This is a genomic window from Parapedobacter sp. (genome assembly GCF_053550995.1).
This window is the reverse complement of record NZ_JBMQOC010000065.1, coordinates 14,686-40,050: the sequence shown is the minus strand read 5'-3', so window position 1 is coordinate 40,050 and position 25,365 is coordinate 14,686. Positions and strand designations below refer to the sequence as shown.

The following is a 25,365-nucleotide window of genomic DNA, read 5'->3' as shown; positions in this document are numbered from 1 at the left end:
CTCCATTGAAATGGCTTTAACAAGCACGACTTTCCACAGGGTTTCTTACCTTAGCTCATTGATAGGCCGTCTGCATGGAATCGATAAAAGAACATTGGGAACACGTATATGCCACGAAGCGACCGGATGAAATGAGCTGGACACAGGCGGTGCCGCAAACATCCCTCGATTTGATCGAAAGCTTCGGCCTGCCGGTATCCGCAGGGGTGATCGATGTGGGTGGTGGAGATGGCCGCTTGGTGGACGGCCTGCTGGATAAAGGCTATACGGACATTACGGTGTTGGATATTTCAGCGCAGGCCATTGAACGGGCAAGGAAGCGTTTGGGCGATCGTGCCGACCGGGTGACGTGGATGGTCTCCGACATTGTCGAATTCAAGCCCGTCCGGACCTACGACATTTGGCATGACCGCGCCACATTCCATTTCCTGACACACGGTGAACAGGTCGACGCGTACCTGGGCACCATCCGCTCCTGTGCCACAAGCGGCGTCGTCATTGCCACATTTTCAACCGATGGTCCCGAACGGTGCAGTGGTTTGGATGTCCAACGTTATAGCGAATCGACGCTGGAAGAGCGGCTTTCGACCGGTTTCACGAAGATGGGGTGTCTCACCCAAGACCACACCACGCCGTTTGGTACGCAACAGCGTTTTCTGTTTTGCGCTTTCAGGGCAACGCCGTGAATGCAGGCCGGGCTGCCTACTCCGGTTTGTCGTAAAGTCCGGTGTTACCTTCAGCTAGTTTTTCCAGTAACCTGTTGGCCAGATCTGGCCGCTGTGCGGCGATATTCATGTGCTCGTGGGGGTCGTTCGCATGGTCGTAAAGTTCCACGGCATTAGGCGAATCCCTGAAATATTTCGTGATTCGATATCGCGGGGTCCGCAGCGTGATCCCTTCGTTGAAATATCCAAAGGCGTGGTTCTTCCATTGTGGGTCGCTGCCGTTCGCCAATAACGTGGCATAGGATGTGCCATCATACGCGATGGGTGGCATTTTCAACCCGCAGAGCTCCATCAACGTGGGATATAGGTCGACAGCGCTGACAACTTCATCTACGACGCGGCCCTGCTTCCCGGGGTGCCCCTGGGGCAATTTCATGATATAAGCACTCTTCAGCGATTGATCGAATAAGGTGTGTTTGCCCCAGATGCGATGGTCTCCCAGGTGCCAGCCATGGTCTCCCCACACGATAACGATCGTATTTCGGTCCAATCCCTCTTCGCGCAATACGTTGAGCACGTTGCCGATCATGGCGTCTATATAACTGATCGATGCATAATAGGCGTGTTTCAACTTCCTTGCATATGCCGCGGAAACGGGTGCATCCAATCGGGGGTGTTCCTCGCCAAGCGCGTACCGATTAAACTCCCCGCTCTGGGTTAAACTGGCGCGGTCCAAATTTTTGGGTAAGCCTGGCGATTCGGACAATGGAATGCGATCCTCATCATACAGGTCCCAGTATTTTTTCGGTGCGTTGAATGGAAGATGAGGCTTGAAGAAGCCCACGCCTAAAAAGAAGGGCTGGCGCTGCGTGGCAAGGGTTTTGATCTTTTCGATGGCCAATGCCGCTGTCAAACCGTCTGGATACGCCGTGTCTTCTACCGGTGCACTTTCGTAGGGCTTCATCTGACCCTTGAGCGTAATCCTGCTATTCCCATCTGCCCGTGCGAAAAAGGCGTTCCAGCCGGTCTTCCAGCGACCGGCGTTGAAGATCATCTCGTCCCAGCTATGCGGCAATTCGAGCACATCGCTTTTTTCTCCCGTATAGGGATAGACGTATCCATCGGCGGCGTGACTTATCTTGCCCACACCGATTGTTTGGTAGCCGTTTCTGCGGAGGTGTTCCACGAACGTTTCGGGAAGGTCTTTCCTTGGGCGATGGGGCAGCAATTGATGGGCCACGTCATTGCTCAGATGGCCTGCCGTTTTGGGAAGTTGCCCCGTCAATAGTGCATATCTCGATGCGCCACAGGTGGGGACATTGGCATACTGATTCGTAAATAGGTACCCACGCCTCGCCAGGCGGTCAAGGTTCGGTGTATGGACGGCGTCATTGCCGTAAACGCCTAAATCGGGCCGTAAATCGTCGACAAATAAAAATAGGATGTTAGGTTTCTGGGCCGATACTTCTGCTCCATTGAAAAGCGGTAGGAGCGTTAGAACGGCAATCAGGATAAATATGCTCATGCCCTCATATTAAATTTACAATAATGCCATCTGTGCTTTTGGATATACCATCTGTAAACTTACGCATTAAATGGTGAAATCACGGAAACGTTAAATATTTTACACACGGTATCAGTAATTTAACCGGGAAATCGGCTGTTCCATTTGCTAATTAGGATAGTATTTCGGAAGTTTGCTTTTGCTAAATTAATTAGTTGTTTTGAATGGCGATGGAGCGGCATGTAGTGCATTGCGATCTGGATACGTTTTTTGTATCGGTGGAGCGGCTGGTCAATACCAAGCTGGTGGGCAAGCCCGTGCTCATTGGTGGCAGTAGCGACCGGGGGGTGGTGGCATCGTGCAGCTACGAGGCACGTCGGTTTGGCGTGCACAGTGCCATGCCCATGCGGTTGGCGTTGCGGCTGTGCCCGGAGGCGGTGGTGGTGCGGGGCGACCACGATCTGTACAGCCGGTTTTCGAGCACGGTAACCGAGATCATTGAGGAAGCAACGCCGGTGGTGGAGAAAGCCAGCATCGACGAGCACTACCTGGACATTACCGGTATGGACCGCTTCTTTGGCTGCTGGAAATGGTCGCAGGAACTGCGGCAGCGCATCATCAGCGAGACGGGCCTGCCCATCAGTTTCGGCCTATCGGTCAACAAGACGGTGAGCAAGATCGCTACGGGCGAGGCTAAACCCTGCGGTGAACGGCAGGTGGTGGGGGGTACCGAAAAGCCATTCCTCGCTCCGTTGTCCATCCGTAAAATCCCCATGGTGGGCGAAAAGTCATATACGCTGCTCCGCAACATGGGCATCCACCGCATCCGCACGGTGCAGGAGCTGGAGGCACAGACGATGCGTCGCGTGCTGGGCGAGAATGGTGTTTCCATCTGGCGCAAGGCCAACGGCTTCGATGATGCGCCCGTGGTGCCCTTCCGCGCGCAGAAGTCGATGAGTAAGGAAACTACTTTCCAGCAGGATACCATCGATTTGGATATCTTGCGGCGCATCCTGGTGGGTATGGTCGACACGCTAGCGTTCGAACTGCGGCGCGATCGCAAGCTCACGGGCTGCATTGCCCTCAAGATCCGCTACAGCAATTTCGATACGCACACGCAGCAACTGCGCATCGCGTACACCAATTCCGATCGGACGCTGACGGCCAAGGTGATGGAGCTGTTCAAAAAACTCTATAGCCGCCGTATGCTTATTCGCCTCGTGGGGGTCAAATGCTCGCACCTGATCCACGGCGCTTACCAGGTAGACCTATTCAACGATACGCTGGAAGAGGTGAACCTCATGCAGGCGATGGACCGCATCCGTATGCGGTATGGGGTACAGTATATCCAAAAGGGTATCTGCCTGCCCGATGAGGTGGAACGTAGGACGCCAACATACGACCGACATCATGCTGCTCAACGTACATAGCTACTTCTCCCTGCGCTACGGCACGCTGTCGCTGGAAAACCTGATCGAGGGCATGGTGCAGGGTGGCCATGACACGGCCGTGCTCACGGATATCAACAATTCATCGGGTTCGCTGGATTTCCTGCGCCTCGGCACGGCATATGGGCTCAACATCCTAGCGGGCATGGAATACCGAAATGGGGATGGCTGCCTATACATCGGCATTGCGCGCAACAACGATGGCTTCCGCGAGCTCAACGGTTTCCGTACGGCATATAACCGGGACGGCCGCCCATTGCCGGAGCGTGCACCCGCTTTCGACGATGCCTTCGTGGTTTATCCTTACGGGGCCATCAAGCCCGGAGACCTGCTCGATCATGAATACATCGGCATCCGGCCGACGGAACTGAACAGGGTCCGCATGGAACCTTCCCATAACCGGGAACGCTACGTCATCCTCGCACCCGTCACCTTCGCCCCGCGGGACTACAAGCTGCATCGCCAGCTGCGCGCCATCGACCACAACCTGCTCTATTCGCAGCTCGAACCGCAGATGGTCGCCCGGGAAGGGGAGGTGCTCCTGACCAAAGCGGAGCTCTTGGCGCACTACCGTGATTTCCCGCAGTTGATCCGCAACACGGGGCGGCTGCTTGGCCAATGTCGTTTCGACTTCGACTTCCGGTCGATGAAAAACAAGCAGACCTTTACGGGCACCCGCTACAACGACAAGCAACTGCTCCATGAATATACCGTCGATGGTTTTGCCCGGCGCTACGGCAAACACGACCAACAGGCACTGGAACGGGTGACCGGCGAACTGGAGATCATCGAAAAACTCAACTTCGCCAGCTATTTCCTCATCACGGACGACATCTGCCGTTACGCGCGGCGTAGGGATTTCCATTACGTAGGCCGCGGTAGCGGAGCCAACAGCGCCGTGGCTTATTGCCTGGGCATCACCGACGTGGACCCCATTGCGCTGCACCTGCCCTTCGAGCGGTTCCTGAATCCCAAGCGGCGGTCGCCCCCCGATTTCGACTTGGACTTCAGCTGGAACGAGCGCGATGAGCTATACGACTACATCTTCAAGCTGCACCCATCGGACCATACGGCATTGATGGGGGCAATGAGCACCTTCCGTTCTCGAAGCATCCTGCGCGAGCTGGGCAAGGTGTATGGGCTGCCCAAGAGTGATATCGATCGCCTGGTCCACGAACCGGAGCATATGCTCAATAAGAACGAGGTGACCGACACCATTCTGTCAGTATACAACCGCATGGCAGATTTCCCCAATCAGCGCACGATCCACGCCAGCGGGGTGCTCATCTCGGAGCTGCCGCTCACCAATTATGCGGCAATGGATTACCCACCCAAAGGCCGGCCTACCATGCAGTTTGATATGTATGTGGCCGAAGATATCGGCTTCGAGAAGTTCGACATCCTTTCGCAGCGCGGCATCGGCCACATCAAAGATTGCCGCGAGATCGTGAAGCGGAACCGCGGCGAAACCATAGACATCGACAACCCCAAGCGGTTCTTCACCGATCCGGAGATCGCCGAACAACTGAAAACCGGCAATACCGTCGGCTGCTTCTACATCGAGAGCCCCGGCATGCGGCAGCTGCTCGTCAAACTGGGATGCGACAATTATCCCACGCTGGTGGCTGCCTCCTCCATCATCCGGCCCGGCGTGGCCAGCAGTGGCATGATGGCCGAATTCATTCAGCGGCATCACGACCCTTCCCGGGTTGCTTACCCGCACCCGGTATTCCGTGAGCAACTGGAAGAAACCTACGGTGTGATGGTGTACCAAGAGGATGTGATGAAGATTGCCCATGCCTATGGCGGGCTCGACATGGCCGATGCCGCCGTGCTCCGCCGCATGATGAGCGGCAAGTACCGGAGCATGGACCACCTTGCCGAGATCGAGGGGAAATTCTTTAGCAACTGCCGGGATAAAGGCCATGACGAAGGGGTGAGCCGCGAAATCTGGCGGCAGATGGAAAGCTTTGCCGGCTATAGCTTCAATAAGGCCCACTCGGCCAGCTACGCGGTGGAGAGCTATCAGAGCCTGTACCTGAAAACATACTTCCCCAGGGAATTCATGGTTGCCGTGCTCAACAACTACGGGGGGTTCTACAACCGAAAGGTGTATGTGAACGAGGCCAAACGGGCGGGGACCGCCATGAACCTGCCTTGCGTGAATCACAGTGCCCATCAGGCCACGATACGGGGCAACGATATCTACCTCGGCTTCGACTGCCTGCTCAACCTGGAAGATAAACTGGCCCGGCATATCCCCGCCGAGCGGCAGCGGAACGGCCAGTACACCAGCTTGGAGAATTTCGTGTTGCGTACCGGTGCAGGCTTGGAGCAGCTGGTGGTGCTGATCCGCGCGGGGGCACTGCGGTTCATCGGTACCGGTAAGAAAGCACTGCTTTGGGAGGCCCACCTGCTGTTGTCGGGCAACAATCGGATGGGGCGGCCCGCGGCACCCATGCTATTCGAACACAGGCGGGTGAAACCGGTGCTGCCCCGGCTGGAAACCTCCCCTGTGGAAGACCTATATGACGAGATGGAACTCATCGGCTTCCCCGTGTCGGGCACACCGTTCGACCTGGCCCGCAGCGACTACCGCGGCGACGTATTGGCCACCGAATTGCAAGCCCACGAAGGGCGTACCATCCGCATGGTAGGCGACTTCGTGGCGGAGAAGACGGTAAAGACCAAGCGGGGCGACTTCATGAAGTTCGGAACGTGGTTTGACGCCAAGGGCGATTTCTTCGATACCGTGCACTTCCCGCAAAGCCAGCAGCAATACCCCCTGCGTGGTGCGGGGCTGTACCTCATCGAGGGCCGGGTAGTGGTGGATTTCGGTTGCCCCGCGTTGGAAGTGACCCGCTGCGGCAAGATGCCATTGAAGATAGACCCTAGGAGTGAATGAGTTAATGATGACAAACGGCCGGTTAGCGACAGCGTACAAGCAACGGCGGGTATGCCCATACTGTTCCACCCCACGGGATGAAACGGGTGAACCTATCGGTGAGATCCGGCAATTGCCGGGCGGCGGCTTGGCGCTCTGCTTCGCATGCGGGAGCGTGGTTGCCCGCGAAGATGGACCGGAACGGCATTGCGCCTGTCCGCACTGTGCCGAACGGGAGTTCCGGCGGTGGCCGTATCGCGCCATGCATTAAGGCTTCGTTGGCTTTCGGGGTGGGGGAGCAGACATCAGGAAGAATGCCTTCAGTTGGCCGATGGGCGCCGGATGGTTTGGTTGGTCAATACGAGTAGCTGCGGGAGTGTTGAGGCGCCCTGGACCGTAAAGAGGCTCAATTCGGCCAGGTTATGCAGGTACGAACCTAATACGATGTCGGGGTCGCCATCTTCGTCGAAATCGGCGATTTCCATGGTAAGCCACTTGCCATGGATCGCATCGGGCAGTGCATGGGGAATGAAATCGAACGCGTCGGTCCACTCGAAATAGGTGAATCCGTTTTGGAGCTGGCCTTCGTCAGCATAGAATGAAATCGCGGCGATGTCGAGGTCGCCGTCACCATCAAAGTCGCGCGCCATTGCCTTTGACGCGCCGTAGAGGGGGAAAAACCAGCGTTCGGTAAAATGGTAGTTGCCATCGTTCAGGTAGATGCGAACGCCATGGTAGTTTTTATTGATCCGGGAATAGTCCCAATTGTCTCCGTTGGCCAGCAGGATATCCGGATAGCCGTCGCTATTGAAATCGACGAGCTCGAACCAGCTGGCCCCGAAAGCGGGATGGAACTGGAGGGCCGGTTCTTCGCGGAATTTGCCATTGCCCACGTTGTAAAAAACGGAAAGACGCTCCCAAGCTTGCCCCATCAGCACCATCAGGTCGGGTCGGCCGTCGGCATTGAAATCGCCCACTTCTACCTTCAAGGCGCCCGGCATCGCTGTCAATACCTGTTCCTTGTTGGCCGCAGCACCTTCATACCACGATAATTTGCCAGCGTGATGACCGAAGCCGCATACCACTAAATCTTCTTTCCCATCCATGTTGAGGTCTGCGCCGGCGAACTGTACCGGGCGCGGCAGGGCCGGGATGTTGACCAACGACGATGGCGGCGTGGTTCCGGCCGTATCCAGCGAGAGCAGGCGCCCCAGCCGTCTGTCGGAAGGGGCGAAGCTACCGATGGTGAGCAGCCTGGGTGGCGCATTTTTGGGGAAATCCATTGCCACGGGCGCACTTTCCAGTGTCCAGGCCGACTGGAACGCGAACTGGTTGCTCAGGATATATAACATGGGTTGCGCGTCACCCACGTACAGTTGGCGCGTGGCCGGGTCGTATCGGAGCATGCTGATCCGGGGTATCGGCTTTTCATCAAAAGACAGTTGCTTCACGTCAAAGAGCGGTGCGTTGGGCAGGATAGGTCGATGTGCCTTTTGGGGCAGGGGTATTGCAGGGGCCTCTTTTTGATAGTATGCTACAATTTCCTTCCATTGGTCCTCGGTCAGCATCGGTTGGTCGGGATAACTGTTCAGCGCCTGTAGGATCGGCCGTTCGTCCGCCGCAATGCTTTCGTAGGGGTCTTGTCCGTCCTTACGCAGGCCGAGCCGCAGTGCCATGTTCGGTAGCACCTTGTCCGTCCACGTGCGTTTGTCGAGGAGCGCAGGCTCGGGGAAGTGGTGGCAAAGCCCGCAATACCGGACAGCCAACTGGGCGCCAGCGTGCAGGGGATCGGATTTTCCCGGCGGCGTTGCCGCTGGTGCGGTCCGCGGGGGGGATACTGGCCGTAGGGCTAACAATGCGACCCCGGCGAACAGTCCGACGATGACCAACCCAGCTTTCATGGCTAGTGATTACGTAACAGCTAAGAAGCTATTAATCCAGCTCGCTTCAGCAGTGCCTCGGGCTCGGGCTTCCGGCCCCTGAATTGGACATACAGTTCCATGGGGTCTGCTGTGCCGCCGCTGCTGAGCAGCGTCTTGAACCTGGCGGCTGTATCGGTATTGAAGATCCCGGTTTCCTTGAAATAGGCAAAAGCATCGGCATCCAGCACCTCGGCCCATTTGTAAGAGTAATATCCGGCGGAGTACCCCCCCGCAAAAATATGCGAGAAAGCAGGGCTTTGCGCTGTGCCGGGCACATCGGGGTAAAGTTGCGTATCGCGTATGGTATTTTTTTCGAAGTGTTCGATGGAGGTGTCGGCATCCAACCTACCGGTATGGTAGGCCATGTCTAGGATGCCGAAGCTAAGCTGTCGCATGGTTTGATAGCCTTCCATGAAGTTGGCGGCGGCCACGATTTTGTCGATTTCCGCGTCGGGCAGTACCTCGCCTGTTTGGTGATGGCGGGCGAACGACCGCAGGAACTCTTTTTCGTAACAGTAATTTTCCATGAACTGCGACGGTAATTCCACGAAGTCCCAATACACGTTGGTGCCCGACAGGCTTTCGTAAACCGTGTCGGCGAGGATGCCGTGCAGGGCGTGGCCGAATTCGTGGAAGAGGGTGGTCACTTCGTTGAAGGTGAGGAGGGAGGGCGTTTCGCCCACCGGCCTGGAGAAGTTGCAGACGATCGAGATATGGGGCCGTATCTGATGGCCGTTTTCCGTCCATTGACCCCGATAGGCGGTCATCCAAGCACCGGCGCGTTTGCCTTCGCGCGGGTGCCAGTCGGTATAGAGCAACGCTTTGTGGTGGCCGTTTTCGAGCACGTCGTAGACGGTTACCTCCGGATGGTAGGTGGGGACGTCGGTGCGTACCGAGAAGGAAAGCCCATACAGTTTGCCGGCTGCGTCGAAGGCGGCACCCAGCACCTGCGCCAGCGGGAAATAGGGCTTGAGGGCCTCTTCCGAGAGGTTGAACTTCGCTTCGCGCAACTTTTCAGCATAGTAGGCATGGTCGTAGGGCATCATTTCGCTGATGCCATCCTTTGCCGCAAGCGCCTTCAGTTGCCCCACTTCCTGGATGGCGTGGGGCTTAGCCTTGACCAGCAGGTCGTTAAGGAAATCCAGTACGATAGCGGGCGATGAGGCCATCCGTTCCTGCAAGACGAAGTCGGCGTGCGTGCCGAAGCCGAGCAGGTTAGCGCGGCGGCGGCGCAGATCGACGATGTCGCGCACGATGCTTTCGTTGTTGTTGGCATTGGCTTTCAGGGCCCGCGTTGCAGAGGCCATGTAGAGTTCCTCGCGCAGTGCCCGGTTCGCGGCATATTTCATGAAGGGTACATAGCTGGGGAAATGCAGGGTGAACACCCAGCCCGCCAGCGCGCGTTTTTCCGCTTCGGCTTGGGCCGCTGCCCGGATGGAGAGGGGAAGGCCCTCCAGTTTTTGCTCATCTTGCACCTGCAGGTGGTAAGCATTGGTCTCTTGCAGCACATGTTGCGAAAATTTCATCGTCAGGGTGGCCAACTGCTTGTCGATATCACGGAGTTTTTCCTTGTCTTCGGCGGTGAGGAGCGCACCGTTGCGGGCGAAACCTTGGTAGGTTTTGTCGAGCAACCGCGCGGCTTCGGGCGTGAGGCTGGCCGGGTCGGTCTCGTCGTGTACTTGTTTCACCCGGCTGAAAAGCCCTTCGTTCAGCATGATGTCATTGCTGTACTCCGCTAGTATCGGTGAGAGCTCCTGCGCCAGTTGCTGGATGTCGTCGTTGGTTTCGGCGGCATCGAGGTTGAAGAAGGTGGCCGAGGCGATGTTCAATGTCTTGCCGGCATACTCCAGTGCCGCAATGGTATTGGCGAAGTTGGCTGGTTCCGGATTGTCGACGATGGCGTCGATCTCTTTCTTGGCATTGGTAATCAACTGCAGGATCGCGGGTTTGAAATGCGCGGCCTCGATATCTTCAAAAGGTATACTATCGAAAGGGGTGCCGAATGGCTTCAACAACGGATTGTCCATGTATTTGAAAATTTGGTGCTGCCCTATGCGACAGCGGTTAAGAACAGCCCAAAAATAGGAAAAATCCGACGAATGGCATTATCGAAATGCCGGATTGAGGAGGTTATTCAGGTTTTCCCAGAACAGTAATTGGAGCTTGCGGCGTTTTTCGAGCAGGATGATGTGTACGTCGTGGAAATCCATGACCCATACCTGTTGTTGCCTGTATCCTCCGATCACCTTGCCGAAGAACCGGTCGTTGGATAACTGCGCATACAATTCGTCCGTTATCGGTTTCACCTCGGTAAGGTGGTGGGCAATCAACGTATCGAGCGCATAAACGGAAAATGCGCCGTCGCCCCGCTGTTGCGGGTTTCCGTTGAGCATGTTTTCAATCAGGCCTGCCTGCATGTCTTCCACGTCGTCTTTAAACGGGTACACCAATGGTTTAAGGGCACGGGTGTCTTGTTGGCCAATTGCTTTTTGCAGCGCCACGAAGAAGGTCTTGACCATCGGTTCGGGCTGTTGTGCCGTTGACCATAGCGGGATGACGGCAAGGGCGATGATAAATAATTTGTTCATAATGGATTAAAATGCGTCGTTTACCCCTACCTCGTCCCACGCCACCCACACCGTTTTCCTGTCTTGCGATGCGTAGGCGGGGATAGCCATTCCGATTTTGATGCTCGACATGTAAATGGGGTCGATCAGCTTTTTCTCCCGGTGGTTGAATGATTGCCCGGAATCGGGCTTGACCGTAAATGAAAAGGCATACTGGTGGATGTTGTTGACAACCGTGCCGGTTCGCTCGATGGCGGTGAGCGTGGCGCTGCATTCGATACCATCTGCTTTCAACGCTGCTTTCTCCTTATCGGAAACGCCCCCGGTGCCACCGAAAGTGGCGAATAGTTGCCAACCGATAAAAGCCAACGCAACGACGATGATAATCAAGAAACGACCCTTTTTAGGATTTTTCATGTCTGGTGTTTATATTGGTTTAGGCAAATATAGCGATTTAGGGGTAGCGTACGATTGTAAAAATACGACAAAAATGAACCTTGCCTCCGCTTTATTTACTCCGCCGGGGGGCGCCTCTCACCGCTGTGGCTTGGAGCGGATCGTCGGGCCAGGCGTGCTTGGGATAGCGCCGTTTGAGCTCCTTGCGCACCTCGAAATAGGCGGCTTGCCAGAAACTGCGGAGGTCGGCCGTTACCTGCACGGGTTTGAACCCCGGTGAAAGGAGGTGCATCACGACCGCTGTTTGGCCATCGTTTATACAAGGCGTATCGAGCATGCCGAACACTTCCTGGAGGCGCACGGCCAGTATCGGCGGCTCGCCGATAGCTGAATACCGGAGTTTGACAGTCGACCCGCTGGGCACTTCAAGTGCCGTTGGCGCGAGCCGTTGCAGGGTCGCTTGCTGCTCAAAAGATAAACTGTGGGTAAGTATGCTATGTATGTCGAGTTTCTGCAGGGCTTCTACTTTCCGGATGCCCGACAGGTAGGGGGCGAGCCAGTTTTCTGGCTGCTGCAGGAGTGTGGCGGTGGCTACGTCGGGCCAGCCATGGTCGGGGTGCCAGTGCCGCAGGCTACTGACGCGATTTTGCCATTGGACCACGGCATCGGGGAAGGCGAGCAGCTGGGATCCTTCGGTACGGATGGCCTCGTATAATACGGGCATAACGGTGCCGTCGCTGGGTTGGGGGAGCGGTGTCGACTGGATCGTGAGGTGGCCGACGCGCTTGTCTTTCGTGGCTACGATGCCTCCTTTTTTGGTGTCCCAGATGATGCGTTCAGTCTCGTCAGCCCGCTGGACCAGGTCTGCCGGATCGATCGCCGACGCGAGGAATACCTTGCCCAACCCATCGCGGGCATCGAGCGAGGCGATGGCGAGCCAGGCCTCGTGGGCGAGGTCGTCGCCCTGCAGGACCACGGCCCGCTTGCCGTTGGCGAGCTGGAAAGTACCGTGGCCGTCGTTCCGTGCCTTGGCAATGCGTTCGGGATAGGCGTGTGCGATAAGCATGCCGGTGGTGTGGGCATCAACGGGGCCATTATCGGCCGCAGTGCCCAATAACTTTCGATAGGAACGGGCAATCTTTTCCAGGTTATCGAAGCGTTTGCCCTGTTTGCCGTGGGCCCGGTGGCGGCGTAGTGCTTCGATACGGAGGTTGATGTCGACACCGGCGTCGCGCCCGAGTGGGTCGCGCTCTTCCAGCAGCGCGGCGATATCGGTGGCCAGGCCGGGTTGGTCGACGGTTTTGCTTGCCAACAGCATGTGGGCCATCCGCGGGTGGCAGGGCAGGGCGTGTATGGCATGGCCGTGGGCCGTGATTTTTCCGTTTTTCAGTGCGCCTAGCGCATGCAACAGATCGCCGGCCTGCGCTACGCTGCTGGCTGGTGGCGGCGTGAGCCAGTCGAGCTGTGCCGCATCCTGCAACCCCCATTTGGCTGTATCGAGCACGAGCGGGGTGAGATCGGCCTGCAGGATTTCGGGGGTGCGGTAGGCGTCCATGCGCTGTTCAGTGGCACGCGACCACATGCGGTAGCAAGCGCCGGGCCCAAGGCGTCCGGCGCGCCCCGCTCGTTGGTCGGCCGCATCCCGGGCGATACGCTCGGTACGGAGACGGGAGAGCCCCGACGGCGGGTCGTATACCATTGTACGCGTATAGCCGCAATCGACCACCACACCGATACCTTCGATGGTCAGGCTGGTCTCGGCGATGGAGGTGGCCAGTACGATTTTACGTTGGCCATCGCGATGGGGTTGGATAGCTGCATGCTGTGCCGCTAAGGGCAGTTGCCCATATAACGGGTGGACGGCCGCACCCATCGGATGGGCAAGCAGCAATTGCTCGCAAGCCCGTATCTCTGCTTCGCCCGGAAGGAAGGCCAGGATGTCGCCTGGCTGTTCGCGCCACGCACGGATGATGGTACGCGTACATTGGCCGGCTAGGTCGTCGAGACGTAGGTCTTCCGTATGGATGATGGAGACCGGGTACATGCGCCCCCGGCTCTCGACCACTGGCGCGTTGAGCAGGTCGGCAAGGGCGCCGGTATCTAATGTGGCCGACATGATGAGCATGCGCAGGTCGGGCCGAAGCACCTGCTGGCTCTCTCGGCACAATGCCATGGACAGGTCGGTGTGCAACCGCCGTTCGTGGAACTCATCGAAGATAACCGCCCCTACATCTTCTAGCGCATTATCCTGATGCAGCATGCGGGTGAGGATGCCTTCGGTGACCACCTCGATGCGCGTGCGCGATGACGTTTGGTTTTCGAAACGGACCCGGTAACCCACGGTTTCGCCGGCTTGTTCGCCAAGGAGTGCCGCCATTCGCCGGGCGATGCTGCTGGCTGCCAAGCGGCGCGGTTCAAGCATGATGATCTTACGGTGCTGCAACCACGGCTCATCCAGAAGGGCGAGCGGGACGATGGTGCTTTTCCCCGCCCCCGGGGGCGAGCCTACGATGACGCTGGTATGCGCAACGAGCTGCTCCCGCAGGTGCGGCACGATTTCCATGATGGGAAGTGCGATATGTGAAAAGTCTACCGGCATTGCCATGAATCCGACAAAGATAAAAAATGCGGCCCGCCCAAGTGGCCATCGGATTGCAAACGAAGAACCTGTTTAAAACAATGATGATAAAATACAGTCAGTATGGGCTAAAAAAGAGGTGTATTTGCCCTCAAATGTAAGCTGAACACTTATTTAGGTCGGCCTTAATGATAAAATACAGTCAGTATTGGTTAACGAAGAGGTGTGATGCGGGGCGAATACCACCGACCTTCGTATAACGAAGTAGCGTGCTGACCGATAGTTTCTATTCGTTACTCCTGCCGCAAGGTGCCGTTTTATGGCCGGGAGCATGACCGGAAAGTGTCTGGCCAAGCCCGATAAATAGGATTACCAATTATGATAAGTTTTATGAACCCGACATGATTAAAATAATCATTAAGCACATAGGGCAATGATTATTTTAATTATCAAAGGCTCCATCTGACAAATAGAAAACAAAAAATAAACAGATGAAAAAAGCGATGAACAAAATGATGCTGGCCTGCGTACTGCTGGGCTGGGCTGTTCACTCTTATGCTGCTATGCCGCCACTCTCCCTATGGCAGCCCAAGCTGGTAAGGGGAACCGTAACGGAAGAAGGTACCAACGAACCGTTGGTAGGGGCAAGTATTTATGTCAAAGGGACAACGGTTGGTACCGTAACCGATGCTGCGGGTGCCTACGAGATTGGCGTGGCCGATGAAGATGCCGTGCTTGTTTTTTCCTATACGGGCAAGGAAACCGAAGAGCGCCCCGTGAAAGGGGTGTCGGTCGTCAACGTGGCCATGGGGGAAGATGAGACCATGCTGCAGGAAGTGTATATCGGGTACATGACCCAGCGGAAAGCCGATGTAACCGGTTCGATTGCGATGGCCACGGCAGATGATATTGCCAAAAACCCGTCGGCAAATGCCATGAAGTCCCTCCAAGGGAAACTGGCCGGGGTACACATCACTTCCAATGGGGGTAATCCCGCGGAGGGTGTTACCGTCCAGGTGCGGGGGCTTTCTTCGTTATCGGGTGGGGTGAAGCCTTTGATTGTATTGGATGGGATGCCGACGGAAAACCTGAACCTCCGCGATATCAACTCCGCTGATATCGAATCGATACAGGTACTGAAAGACGCGGCATCGGCCAGTATCTATGGCGCAAGGGCGTCAGGTGGTGTCATCCTGATCCAAACGAAGAAGGGCAAGATCGGCGAGACCAAGGTAACGTACAACGGCAGCGTGGCCATGAGCAATGTGATTAACCGGCCTACGCTGATGAATGCTGAGCAGTACGGCGTCGCTACATTCCGTGCGTATGCCTACGACGAGCAGGTATATGGGGTGCCGATGGCGTTGCCGGCCACCTACGATTTTACGTGGCACCGCGATGCCGACGGAAGGCCGGTGCTGGAATCGGTGAAGCCTGCGGAATGGCTGAATGCCGAACAGACTGTTCGCGGTTCCGATACGGATTGGCTTGGCGAGATACTTCGCCCAGCGGTGATGACCAACCATCAGGTGGCCGTGTCGAGCGGTACGGAGCGGTCGAGAAGTTTGTTCTCCCTGGGCTACTACGACAACGAGGGAACACAAATACACACCTTCTTCAGGCAATATTCCATACGTGCAAATAATGAGTATAGCCTCATCAACAACCGGTTGAGGATCGGAGAGAACCTCGCGGTCTCTTATTTGCAATTCCGCGATGCCAATGAATTGCGTTGGGCATTGATTAACCCGCCAGCCGCCCCTGTTTACGACATCAATGGTGGATGGGCAGGTACCCCTGGATTTGATGATTTTACGAACCCGGTGCGTGTCTTGACAGACAATCAAGATAATATTGCCAACTATGTGAAAGTCATCGGGAATGTGTTTGCCGACTTGGACATCTGGAACGGGATTTCCGCGCGGACGCAATTCGGCGTGGACTACGGAAATTACTATAGCCGCAACTTGGAGAAAGAATGGTCGGAAACCGGTGGACGGAACAGTGATGGCGAGAATTATGTCCGGAGCGACCAATCCCACCCCTTGAGTTACGTGTGGACCAACACATTGTCATACAACATGAGCCATGATAAACATAGCCTCGACGCCGTGGCGGGTGTTGAATACACACGGTTTGTCCAGGAGGGCTTTTGGGCCCGGAGGGAAGGAGTATACCTGGAAGACCGCGATTTTGCCCACCTCGGTGTTACTACCGGCTCGAAATATTCGCTGGGCAGTTCGGCGGATGAGTACGTATATTTCTCGTTGTTTGCCAAAGCAAATTATGTGTACGACCAGAAGTACTTGTTTTCTGCCACCGTGCGCCGTGACGGCTCCTCGCTTTTCGGTGCGGAAAATAGATACGCGATATTCCCCGCGTTTTCGGCCGGATGGCGGATCAGCAACGAACCATTCATGCAGGGCCATGAGGTCATATCCGACCTGAAGCTCCGTGCAGGGTGGGGTGCAAATGGCAGTGTGCAGGGATTGCCCCGGGGTTATACATCCACACCGTTTACCACCGATTACTTCGGTACCTCGTATCCCATCGAAGGTAATGAAACGGGGGACCTGTATTCGGGCTATCGCCGTACGTGGTTGGGAAACCCTGCACTGAAATGGGAAACGACCACCCAAACGGATGTTGCGGTTGATTTCGGTCTCTTTGATAACCGGCTGACAGGATCATTGGGATATTATTTCAAAAAAACAAGGGATATCTTGGTGCAAACGCCTTATATCGCTGCCATGGGTGAGGGCGGTGAGCCTTGGATCAATGGCGCCGAGATGAACAACCAAGGGGTTGAGTTCGAGATCGGTTACCGCAACGATCCACAGCGCGAATTCCGGTATGCCATCTCGGCCAATTTGGGCACCTATAAAACCGAGATCGTAAGCTTGCCCGAAAACGTGATTAATAAGTATCCCGGTGATGGCGTATATGATCTTGTATTGGGCCGGACACCCCATATCTTGTATGGTTTGGTGGCCGACGGTATTTTCAAGACGCAGGCAGAGGTTGATGCCCATGCCGAACAACCGGGGAAAGCGGTGGGACGTATCCGGTATAAGGATTTGGACGGTAACGGCGTTATACAGGATTTTGACCGGACATATATCGGAATAACCGACCCCGACTTCTTTGGAGGTGTGACCTTCGACCTCGGCTACCGCAATTTCGATTTGAACGTGTTTTTCCAAGGGGTCTTCGGGAATCAGGTGGATAATGCCTGGAAGCGCGAATCTGACCTCTGGAACATTACCGTGCCATCACATAAGAACCACGAAGCGCGTATTTTGGACGGCTGGTCGTTCGATAACCCGGATTCCGATATCCCTGCCATTTCCAACTCGACCCAAAATGCGGAAAATCGCTTTTCGAGCTACTACGTGGAAAACGGCTCTTACCTGAAGCTGCGGAACATCGAGTTGGGGTATACGCTTCCCGCAGCGGCTTCGAGCAAGCTGATGATGCAGCACCTGCGGCTATACGCATCGGCACGCAACGTGTTTACGTTGAAGAAGAGCTGGGGTGCCGACCGGTTTACCAGCATTGACCCGGAGATGCCCGGCTATGGTTACCTCACACCCTTCTTTTTAACTTTTGGTCTTAACGTTACGTTTTAAGTTTATGATTATGAAAGCGTTTAAATTCATCATATTTTCCGCGGCATGCGCAGTCGTTGCCGCGGGTTGTGCCGACTCGCTGAATGTGGCACCGAAACAAGTATTGGACGAATCGCTGCTGACGAAGCCGAGTGATATGGAAGGTTTTGTAACGGCAGCGTACGCGCGGATGACCGATATACCTTCTTGGGACTCGCCCTTTGCGCCGTGGTGGACGGGCTCGCTGCGCTCGGACGATTCCTATAAAGGTGGCGGCGGCACATGGGATGGCGATGGCTGGCACAACATGGAGATTTTCGTCACCTTGCAACCGAACGGTTGGCCCCTGGATTACCCGTGGTATGTGTCTTACCAAGTCATCCAGCGGTGCAATACCGCTATCCAGCGGTTGAATACCGTAACGGAGGAGGAATTTCCGAACAAAAATTCCCGTCTTGGAGAAGTAACCTTTATCCGGGCCTTTACCCACTTCCGGTTGAAGCAATTCTTCAAATACATCCCTTACATCGACGAAAATGTCATAGGCACTTCTGCCGAGTTTGAGGCAGTACCCAACCGCGACCTGACGCAGCCCAATGACCAGTACCTGTGGGAACGGATACTGGCCGACTTCAAGTTGGCGGAAAACCTGCTGCCGCCGGTGCAGCCCGAAAAAGGACGGATAGACAAAAATGCCGCCACCGCAATGGTAGCACGCACCTTGATGTTTATGGCATATGAACAGGACGACCGGCATGCGGTGGTGAACGTGAACAAGGAGCGCTTGGCCGAAGCGTTGACGTACCTCGATAAGCTGACCGATCAGGAAGGCGCGAAGGTGGGACTACAGCCCGACTTTGCGGAGAACTTCGACATCGCCTTCGATAACAACACCAAAGAATCGATTTGGGAGATACAATACTCCATTGACGATGGGAGCTCGACAGGAGGTAAGATAAACCGGAGCGAAGGCCTGAACCATCCCTTCAACTGGGGTGGATACCAATGCTGCGGATTCCACCAGATTAGCTACAACATGGCCAATGCCTTTAAAACCGGTCCCGACGGATTACCCATGTTTGATACCTACAACACGGGTAGCTATGCCGACGGCGATGCGGTGTTTTTCGGTGGAAATACCTTCGACCCACGGTTCAGCCATACGGCGGCGGCACCGGGGCACCCGTGGAAATACAATCCCAACATGCTGTTCGAAAAGGCCGGCATCCGTAATCCCGCCGATTACGGTTATTTGAAATCCATCAAGGAATTGGTGCCTCCAGATTGCGATTGCCTGCTATACGATGGCTGGCAATTCAACTCCATGAATAAACGGATGATACGGTATGACGAGGTTCTCCTATGGAAAGCGGAGGTGCTGATCCAACTCGACCGGTGGAACGAGTCGCTTCCCCTAATCAATAAAATACGTACGCGGGCGGCCAACAGTACGGATCGCCTGGTGAAGGCCGATGGGTCGCCCGTGCTGGACTACCATATCGAAACCTACCAACCGGGTGTGAATTGTGACTGGACCAAGGAATTTGCATGGAAAGCCATGCAGTGGGAAAACCGGCTGGAGATGGCTGCCGAAGGGCGCCGTTTTTTTGACCTGCAACGTTGGGGTATCCTAGAGGAAACGATGAATGCCTACTTCAAGGTGGAGAAAACCCGGTTCTCCTGGATGGATGTGGCGCGGTTCACGGCAGGGCGCGATGAATATTTCCCCATACCGCAACCACAGATCAACTGGGCAAAAGGCAATTATACACAGAATCCGGGCTATTAAAAACACAGCGTAACTTAATTTCTAATGAAACGTTCATTAATTCTTGCAATATGTGCAGCGCTCACCGCCTTCGTGGCCGGTGGCTGCTACGATAGGGGCATCGTGGATGCCAAAGATTTGGGCTACACGTTGCCAAAAGTGGAAAACCTGGCGTATACCACCGAAGGGAATACCGTTACATTGACCTGGGGTATTCCGGATGGGATTTCTCCGGCATTCCGAAGGCCATTGGAGGTGAGTATCCAAAAGGTGGAAAATGACATCTACCGCGAAATCATCATCGTTGGCGTGGAGGGGACTTCCCGCGATATCGAAATCGATCCGGCCAATACGTACCGGTTTATCGTGAAGTTGGCCGGATACCTCACCGATGAAGCGCGCGAAACGGGCAAGCCCGATCGGGTCTATTCGGCGGGCGAGGTCATTGCCATCCAATAAGATAAGTGCTGGGCGATGAGACGGAGCAACCTGCGCTTCTGCGCGCTGGGTATGGTCATTGCTGGCAGCGCGAGCCTCTCGGCGGCATGTGGTCGTGACGGCGGGGTGCCGACGTTTGTGCCCAAAGATGAGATCACCGCCTCGGCAGATACCCTCGTGCCCGATAAGGTAACGAAAAACGTATCGGCAACGCTGTATTTCGACGATCTCGAAGCCATCGCGTACGTGCAGGTACGGAAAAGCGGTGGAGACCAGTTTTCCAGGCAGATAGGCCGGTCGGAGCTTGTCGATGGCTATGCGTTTACCTACGCCATCCAAGCCAGCGACCCAGCGTCTTTTCGCCTGGTGCTTACCGCCCACTATAACGACGGTAACGTATCGAACGAGCTGTCGCTGCAGGTCGACAACCGCTGGGGCTTTTTCATCCGCCGTGTCACCCGCGTGGCGCGGGTAACCGGGAGGCCGATGGCGGAAGAGACATTTGCCCATCCGAACAACACCGCTACCACGTGGAATGTGGGCGGTACGGATCTCGGCGTGGTGTGGGAAATGGAGCCGGGTACCTACGGCCTTTTCTTCGGCGATACCTATGGGCACGACTTTGTGCCCAACCCGGCCAGCCCGGGCCCCAACGGCAGCAGCTGGCGAAGCAATGTGCTGGCATTCTCGACCGACAGCCATTTGGAGGATGGCTTGGCATTCAGTGCGATGGCCACAGGCGATGGCGGAAACGCCCGCGAAATTATCTATAGCGCCAAAGAGGTATCGGGCAACGGCGATTGGACATCGATTCCTACGGCGGCTATCCGTGCCAATGGGGCGGATTACGTACATTATTTCAACATACGGTCGTGGACGGGATGGGTTACCAATTACTCGGGGCTTTACAAATCGACCGACAATGGCCAGACATGGGCGAAGTGCGACGATGTGGCATTCTCGGCCAATAGTCCGTTCGGTCAGGTGGGGTATTTCAAGAAAGGGGGCTATGTGTATATGGTCGGTACGCAAACCGGCCGGGACAGCCCCGCACGCCTGGCTCGGTTTTCGGAGGCCGATATCGAGAATTTGCCGAACTACGAATACTGGGATGGCACGGCTGCCCGGTGGGTGCAGGGCGACGAAAGCCGGGCCACGGTGATCATAGACGATAAGGTGGGCGAACTCTCATTCATTTACAACGAAACCTTGGGGAAGTGGATCATCGCTTATTTCAATGCCGAACGATACCAGTTGACCTTACGCACGGCCGACGACATTACCGGCCCATGGAGCGCCCCCTATGAGTTGGCTTCCGGAAACGACTATGCCCAGTTGTACGGCTCTTACATCCACCCGCTATCGGTCATGGGCAACGACATCTATTTCCTGATGTCGATGTGGCTTCCCTACAATGTATTCCTGATGAAGGCCGAACTGGCAGATATGGGTGAATTTCAATGAAAAGCCCGGCTTGGTGGGCCGGGCTGCCGTGGGAAATACAGGGCTCGAACCTGTGACCCCTACCTTGTCGAGGTAGTGCTCTGAACCAACTGAGCTAATTTCCCAATACGTGCTGCAAAAATAGGTTTTTTTGTGGATGTTGCAAATCATTTTTATCCGTTCGCTTGCCCGGTAGCTCAACTATTTTCGTAGATTTGTGGAATACTCAACACACAGATAGACATTGACATCATCACCCACCCATATAGCAAACGAGCGTCAGTTGGACGTTTTTATACGACGGTTCGAGCGGGCACTTCGTGAGGCTTTTTACGAACAGGCGGACATCAACCAACTTAGCCTACAGCGTGGCCTTCCGGCGGCCGTTTGGACCCGTATCATGGACGAGGTGCCGCTATCGGTGGCGATACCAAGGGAATATGGGGGTAGGGGAAGTATCGTTAAGGAGTGCTTAGCCCTGCTTTCGGCGGCTTCCTACGAGTCGCTGCCGCTCTCGCTCACATTCGGCATCAATATCGCGCTGTTTCTGGAGCCGGTTTCCAAATACGCCAATGAGCAGGTGAAAGCACCGATATTCGACCGGTTCCTGACACAGCAGTGCATGGGCGGTTTGATGATTACCGAGCCTGACTATGGAAGCGATGCCCTTAATATGCGCACGTCGTACCATACGGTGGGTGAAGATTACCACATTACGGGGACCAAGCATTGGCAGGGCCTTACCGGGCAGGCTGATTTTTGGCTGGTGACGGCGCGCGGCCAGCTTCCGAACGGTGAATTGGCGCGGGATATTGATTTTTTTATCACGGATAATGCTGTCCCGGCCCAAAAGATCAAGGTGGAGCGGCTATATAACAACCTAGGGCTTTACATGATTCCCTACGGCTTGAATACCATCGATATCCGGGTACCGGCCCAGCAGCGCCTGAATGCCGAAAGCACGGGCATCAAGATGATGCTCGACATCCTGCACCGCAGTAGGATGCAGTTTCCGGGTATGGGGATGGGTTTCATCAAGCGGATGCTTGACGAGGCAATCAGCCACTGCAGCCAGCGCATGGTGGGCAGCAGCAACCTCCTTGCACTGGATTCCGTACAGTTCCAGTTATCCCGTATCCAAGCGGCATATACCATCTCTTCGGCCATGTGCCACCGTAGCAGCCACATCAGCGGCATAGCCCATAATTTGGCCATGGAAGGCATCGAGGCAAACGCAATGAAGGCGTTGGTGACCGACTTGATGCAAGAATCTGCACAGCTCTGCCTCCAGGTATCGGGTGCCAATGGTTACAAAATCAGCCACATAGCCGGACGCGGTATTGTCGATAGCCGGCCTTTCCAGATTTTCGAGGGTTCCAACGAGATGCTGTATACACAGATTGCCGAAATGATATTGAAGAAGATGCGGAAGGGTAAGGAGCCGAACCTCGCTTCGTTTTTAAGCACCTATGACCTTACCCGAGAGGCTTCGGCACAGGTGAAAGATACCCTGGACTTTGCGCCCGGGGAAGGGCTTATGCAGCGGAAATTGGTCGACTTGGGGAAAATAATCAGCCGGGTTATCGCAGCGGGCTACGTATTGGACCTCGCTAACGAAGGGTTCCGTAGCGATTTGGTAAACGGTAGTATCGAACACCTCCGCAGGGATATCGCACACCTCGTGTCTAACTTATATTTGGATAACCGTGTGAAGGTTATCGACGACTATGTAACGGGAAGCGACTGGCTTTCGTTTACCTGAGCCAGCCGCTCTTATTTCTTTATACCGCCGCGCGATAGCGTTGTTGCGGTCGCCTACGCTTGTTGTTGTTCCGTTTTTTGTTCGGATTTGCGGATGTCTGCGCCTGCTTTGGTTTCTCCGCATAGGCAGCGAGGTTTTCGGGCACGTAGGGGTGGTCGGTTACCATCGGTAGTTCCTGTTTGATCAGCTTGCAGATCTCCCACAGGTATTCGCGCTCATCGATATCGCAGAAGGAGAGGGCCGTGCCCAACTCACCTGCCCGGCCGGTACGGCCGATGCGATGCACATAGGTTTCCGGTTCGTTTGGCAGGTCGTAATTGATCACCAGCTGTAACCGGTCGATATCGATGCCGCGGGCGGCGATGTCGGTGGCGACCAATACCGTGATGGTACCCGCTTTGAATGCTTTCAGTGCCTTTTGGCGGGCCTGCTGCGACTTGTTGCCGTGGATGGCGTCGCCGGTGATGCCAACCTTCCGAAGCTTGCGGACGATCTTGTCGGCCCCGTGTTTCGTGCGGGAAAACACCAACACGTTGCCACCTTGTTCCTCGCGCACGAGGTGGGCGAGGAGGTCGATTTTATCGGGCTTGGCCACCGGATAAATGGCCTGCTTAATGGTGTCTACCGTGGAGGAGACAGGCGCAACGGCAATCTGCCTCGGATTCCGGAGGATGTCGCTGGCCAATTTTTCGATTTCTTTGGGCATGGTTGCCGAAAATAACAACGTTTGGCGATCGGTTGGGATCATCGCGATGACGCGCTGGATGTCTTTGATGAAGCCCATATCGAGCATGCGGTCGGCCTCGTCCAATACGAGGAACCGGACGCTTTGCAGCGATAGTACCCGCTGGTTGATCAGGTCAAGCAGCCTTCCGGGCGTAGCCACCAGTATTTCCGGACGCCGGCGCAACTCCTTGATTTGGTTGACCGCTGAGACGCCCCCGAAAACCACCGTATGCCGCAAATGGGTCTTACTCACATATACGGCAATGTTTTCGCCGATCTGTATGGCAAGCTCCCGCGTAGGGGCAAGGATCAATGCTTTGGGACCACGATAAACGCCGTCGTTTTTCTTCGCGAGCAACTGCTCGATGATGGGCAGTGAAAAGGCGGCCGTTTTGCCGGTGCCTGTTTGTGCACACGCCAATACATCGTGGTGCTGTAAGATGGTAGGTATGGCTTGTTCTTGTATAGGGGTGGGGGTTTCATAACCCGCGGATTCCAGCGCCTCCATAATGGGCTTGGAAAGATTCAATGATGTAAATAGCAAAATATTAATATTAAAGATGTTGAATACATAACAACATCGCTACCCGATCTCATACGGATATTTTGAGCGGATGGCTGCAAAGGTAGGCATAATTATCGGGAAAGGTGTTTGGCGGAAAGCAATCACCCCGGGGCGGCGTCGTACGCCCGCCACCCAGGGAATGATTGCAGGGTTGAATCGACCGATTTCGGATGCTACAGATCGTCGTCGGTTTCATCGGGTGCCGGATTTTCCTGCATGTTTGTCTTGTTAACCGGTAGTTCTTCTGAGCCATGCAGTTCTGAGCCATGCAGTTGCTCCTTTTCGAGGTATTTCTGTAAGACAAAATCTTCTACATGGTGTTTAAAGATATATTCTTTGGCTTTCGTCACATAGATAAGAAAAATAGCTTCCGCTAGCTTTTCGAGATAACGGAATATCTTGGATTGGTCGTCGGCATAATGGGCTAAGTGAGACAGTGAATCCTCTTCAAACAATGTCTCCAGAATGGTATCCATCGTCTTATGCCATTTTCTTAACGACTTGAACTTGAAGAATTTTCTGATGAAGATGCCGATGTTTTTCACCTCGGTCAGTTTAAGCTGATCGAAGTTTAGGTACGACCCATTATATAATGTTTCATCGTATATCCAGCCGCGATTGTGGTCAGTACGCAGCTCGTAATATGCTGTTTCTGAATGGAGCGTCCATTCGGTCTCCCGATGGGCCAATACGTAAAGGAGTTCAATCTGCTTGACCAGGTATTTCCAAAAGAATAGGAGGTTGCTATATTTTCTGGGTTTGGTGCCTTGTGGCGATGTGCTCGATACCCGAATTATTTTTTGAATCTCGTCCCGATACCCGGCTAGCGAGATGACTGAACGGCAAAAATCCGCTGTCGCATACAATGGATCTTTGAATTCTTGTTTCGTTAAATAACGGAAGTGCTTGTGATTTAATTTTTTGGTTTTCATGTTGATTTAATGTTTAGGGTTATGTAAATAATGCTAGATGCGATTTTCTTCCATAGCTCGGTTTTATGGGTTTAGAAATAAATTCATTGCCAACAAAGATAGTATCTTATGATATATCATGCAAATATTTTTAGTTTTTTTTCGGAACGTAGTGAAATC

At 54.9% G+C, this 25,365-nt stretch carries 17 protein-coding genes and 1 tRNA gene; 9 read left to right on the top strand and 9 right to left on the bottom strand.

Features of this window, described 5'->3' with window-relative positions; genetic code table 11:
• The first annotated feature begins 74 nt into the window (after positions 1–74).
• Positions 75–686, top strand: coding sequence for a class I SAM-dependent methyltransferase (locus ACO1NT_RS09715; RefSeq protein WP_449048428.1), 612 nt, complete (start codon positions 75–77; stop codon positions 684–686).
• A 16-nt stretch (positions 687–702) separates the two neighbouring features.
• Here the strand turns inward: ACO1NT_RS09715 and ACO1NT_RS09710 are convergent, their stop codons facing one another.
• Positions 703–2,190: a sulfatase gene (locus ACO1NT_RS09710; RefSeq protein WP_449048427.1), complete on the bottom strand. Its 1,488-nt coding sequence runs from the start codon at positions 2,188–2,190 to the stop codon at positions 703–705.
• 209 nt (positions 2,191–2,399) lie between these two features.
• Here ACO1NT_RS09710 and dinB point away from each other — a divergent pair, with 209 nt between their 5' ends.
• From dinB to ACO1NT_RS09695, 3 genes are read left to right on the top strand one after another with little or no spacing between them, the layout of a single operon-like run.
• Entirely contained in the window at positions 2,400–3,599 is a 1,200-nt protein-coding gene (dinB, locus tag ACO1NT_RS09705) for a DNA polymerase IV (RefSeq protein ID WP_449048426.1), read from the top strand.
• Positions 3,541–6,522 carry a DNA polymerase III subunit alpha gene (locus ACO1NT_RS09700; protein ID WP_449048425.1) on the top strand — a complete coding sequence of 994 codons (2,982 nt, stop codon included), beginning with the start codon at positions 3,541–3,543 and terminating at the stop codon, positions 6,520–6,522. Before dinB ends, ACO1NT_RS09700 begins: the two co-directional genes overlap by 59 nt.
• Positions 6,523–6,526: 4 nt before the next feature.
• Positions 6,527–6,772 carry a hypothetical protein gene (locus ACO1NT_RS09695; RefSeq protein WP_449048424.1) on the top strand — a complete coding sequence of 82 codons (246 nt, stop codon included), beginning with the start codon at positions 6,527–6,529 and terminating at the stop codon, positions 6,770–6,772.
• A 49-nt stretch (positions 6,773–6,821) separates the two neighbouring features.
• Here ACO1NT_RS09695 and ACO1NT_RS09690 read toward each other — a convergent pair whose 3' ends face one another.
• The 5 genes from ACO1NT_RS09690 to hrpB form a co-directional block, all read right to left on the bottom strand.
• A complete protein-coding gene (locus ACO1NT_RS09690; protein WP_449048423.1) occupies positions 6,822–8,402 on the bottom strand; it encodes an FG-GAP repeat domain-containing protein in 1,581 nt (526 codons plus the stop codon).
• Between the two features lie 20 nt (positions 8,403–8,422).
• Positions 8,423–10,450, bottom strand: coding sequence for a M3 family metallopeptidase (locus tag ACO1NT_RS09685; protein WP_449048422.1), 2,028 nt, complete (start codon positions 10,448–10,450; stop codon positions 8,423–8,425).
• A 78-nt stretch (positions 10,451–10,528) separates the two neighbouring features.
• On the bottom strand, positions 10,529–11,011 hold the full coding sequence (locus ACO1NT_RS09680; protein WP_449048421.1) for a hypothetical protein: 483 nt from the start codon (positions 11,009–11,011) through the stop codon (positions 10,529–10,531).
• A 6-nt stretch (positions 11,012–11,017) separates the two neighbouring features.
• Positions 11,018–11,407, bottom strand: a complete 390-nt coding sequence (locus tag ACO1NT_RS09675; RefSeq protein WP_449048420.1) for a hypothetical protein — start codon at positions 11,405–11,407, stop codon at positions 11,018–11,020.
• Positions 11,408–11,498: 91 nt separating this feature from the next.
• Positions 11,499–13,991, bottom strand: a complete 2,493-nt coding sequence (gene hrpB, locus ACO1NT_RS09670) for an ATP-dependent helicase HrpB (protein ID WP_449048419.1) — start codon at positions 13,989–13,991, stop codon at positions 11,499–11,501.
• Between the two features lie 464 nt (positions 13,992–14,455).
• Here hrpB and ACO1NT_RS09665 point away from each other — a divergent pair, with 464 nt between their 5' ends.
• The 4 genes from ACO1NT_RS09665 to ACO1NT_RS09650 are packed head-to-tail and all read left to right on the top strand — an operon-like array spanning position 14,456 to position 21,242.
• Complete coding sequence (locus ACO1NT_RS09665) at positions 14,456–17,593, top strand: SusC/RagA family TonB-linked outer membrane protein (RefSeq protein WP_449048418.1); 3,138 nt, start codon at positions 14,456–14,458, stop codon at positions 17,591–17,593.
• Between the two features lie 10 nt (positions 17,594–17,603).
• Entirely contained in the window at positions 17,604–19,361 is a 1,758-nt protein-coding gene (locus ACO1NT_RS09660) for a RagB/SusD family nutrient uptake outer membrane protein (protein WP_449048417.1), read from the top strand.
• A gap of 24 nt (positions 19,362–19,385) precedes the next feature.
• On the top strand, positions 19,386–19,799 hold the full coding sequence (locus ACO1NT_RS09655) for a DUF4945 domain-containing protein (protein ID WP_449048416.1): 414 nt from the start codon (positions 19,386–19,388) through the stop codon (positions 19,797–19,799).
• Between the two features lie 15 nt (positions 19,800–19,814).
• The gene (locus tag ACO1NT_RS09650; protein ID WP_449048415.1) at positions 19,815–21,242 is read left to right on the top strand and encodes a DUF4185 domain-containing protein; all 1,428 of its coding nucleotides are present in this window, start codon (positions 19,815–19,817) and stop codon (positions 21,240–21,242) included.
• 29 nt (positions 21,243–21,271) lie between these two features.
• Here ACO1NT_RS09650 and ACO1NT_RS09645 read toward each other — a convergent pair.
• Positions 21,272–21,346: transfer RNA gene (locus ACO1NT_RS09645), tRNA-Val, on the bottom strand.
• A 119-nt stretch (positions 21,347–21,465) separates the two neighbouring features.
• On the opposite strand from ACO1NT_RS09645, the gene ACO1NT_RS09640 reads away from it, so the two are divergent.
• Positions 21,466–22,983, top strand: a complete 1,518-nt coding sequence (locus ACO1NT_RS09640) for an acyl-CoA dehydrogenase family protein (RefSeq protein WP_449048414.1) — start codon at positions 21,466–21,468, stop codon at positions 22,981–22,983.
• Positions 22,984–23,002: 19 nt separating this feature from the next.
• Here ACO1NT_RS09640 and ACO1NT_RS09635 read toward each other — a convergent pair whose 3' ends face one another.
• Together ACO1NT_RS09635 and ACO1NT_RS09630 are read right to left on the bottom strand one after the other, a co-directional pair.
• Positions 23,003–24,217, bottom strand: a complete 1,215-nt coding sequence (locus tag ACO1NT_RS09635) for a DEAD/DEAH box helicase (RefSeq protein ID WP_449048413.1) — start codon at positions 24,215–24,217, stop codon at positions 23,003–23,005.
• A 230-nt stretch (positions 24,218–24,447) separates the two neighbouring features.
• Complete coding sequence (locus ACO1NT_RS09630) at positions 24,448–25,206, bottom strand: hypothetical protein (protein ID WP_449048412.1); 759 nt, start codon at positions 25,204–25,206, stop codon at positions 24,448–24,450.
• Positions 25,207–25,365: the final 159 nt, after the last annotated feature.

Bases quoted from the DNA above. Each gene is read 5' to 3' on its own strand.
- ACO1NT_RS09715 (WP_449048428.1), top strand. From the start codon at position 75: ATGGAATCGATAAAAGAACATTGGGAACACGTATATGCCACGAAGCGA.
- ACO1NT_RS09710 (WP_449048427.1), bottom strand. From the start codon at position 2,190: ATGAGCATATTTATCCTGATTGCCGTTCTAACGCTCCTACCGCTTTTC.
- dinB (WP_449048426.1), top strand. From the start codon at position 2,400: ATGGAGCGGCATGTAGTGCATTGCGATCTGGATACGTTTTTTGTATCG.
- ACO1NT_RS09700 (WP_449048425.1), top strand. From the start codon at position 3,541: ATGAGGTGGAACGTAGGACGCCAACATACGACCGACATCATGCTGCTC.
- ACO1NT_RS09695 (WP_449048424.1), top strand. From the start codon at position 6,527: ATGATGACAAACGGCCGGTTAGCGACAGCGTACAAGCAACGGCGGGTA.
- ACO1NT_RS09690 (WP_449048423.1), bottom strand. From the start codon at position 8,402: ATGAAAGCTGGGTTGGTCATCGTCGGACTGTTCGCCGGGGTCGCATTG.
- ACO1NT_RS09685 (WP_449048422.1), bottom strand. From the start codon at position 10,450: ATGGACAATCCGTTGTTGAAGCCATTCGGCACCCCTTTCGATAGTATA.
- ACO1NT_RS09680 (WP_449048421.1), bottom strand. From the start codon at position 11,011: ATGAACAAATTATTTATCATCGCCCTTGCCGTCATCCCGCTATGGTCA.
- ACO1NT_RS09675 (WP_449048420.1), bottom strand. From the start codon at position 11,407: ATGAAAAATCCTAAAAAGGGTCGTTTCTTGATTATCATCGTCGTTGCG.
- hrpB (WP_449048419.1), bottom strand. From the start codon at position 13,991: ATGGCAATGCCGGTAGACTTTTCACATATCGCACTTCCCATCATGGAA.
- ACO1NT_RS09665 (WP_449048418.1), top strand. From the start codon at position 14,456: ATGAAAAAAGCGATGAACAAAATGATGCTGGCCTGCGTACTGCTGGGC.
- ACO1NT_RS09660 (WP_449048417.1), top strand. From the start codon at position 17,604: ATGAAAGCGTTTAAATTCATCATATTTTCCGCGGCATGCGCAGTCGTT.
- ACO1NT_RS09655 (WP_449048416.1), top strand. From the start codon at position 19,386: ATGAAACGTTCATTAATTCTTGCAATATGTGCAGCGCTCACCGCCTTC.
- ACO1NT_RS09650 (WP_449048415.1), top strand. From the start codon at position 19,815: ATGAGACGGAGCAACCTGCGCTTCTGCGCGCTGGGTATGGTCATTGCT.
- ACO1NT_RS09635 (WP_449048413.1), bottom strand. From the start codon at position 24,217: ATGGAGGCGCTGGAATCCGCGGGTTATGAAACCCCCACCCCTATACAA.
- ACO1NT_RS09630 (WP_449048412.1), bottom strand. From the start codon at position 25,206: ATGAAAACCAAAAAATTAAATCACAAGCACTTCCGTTATTTAACGAAA.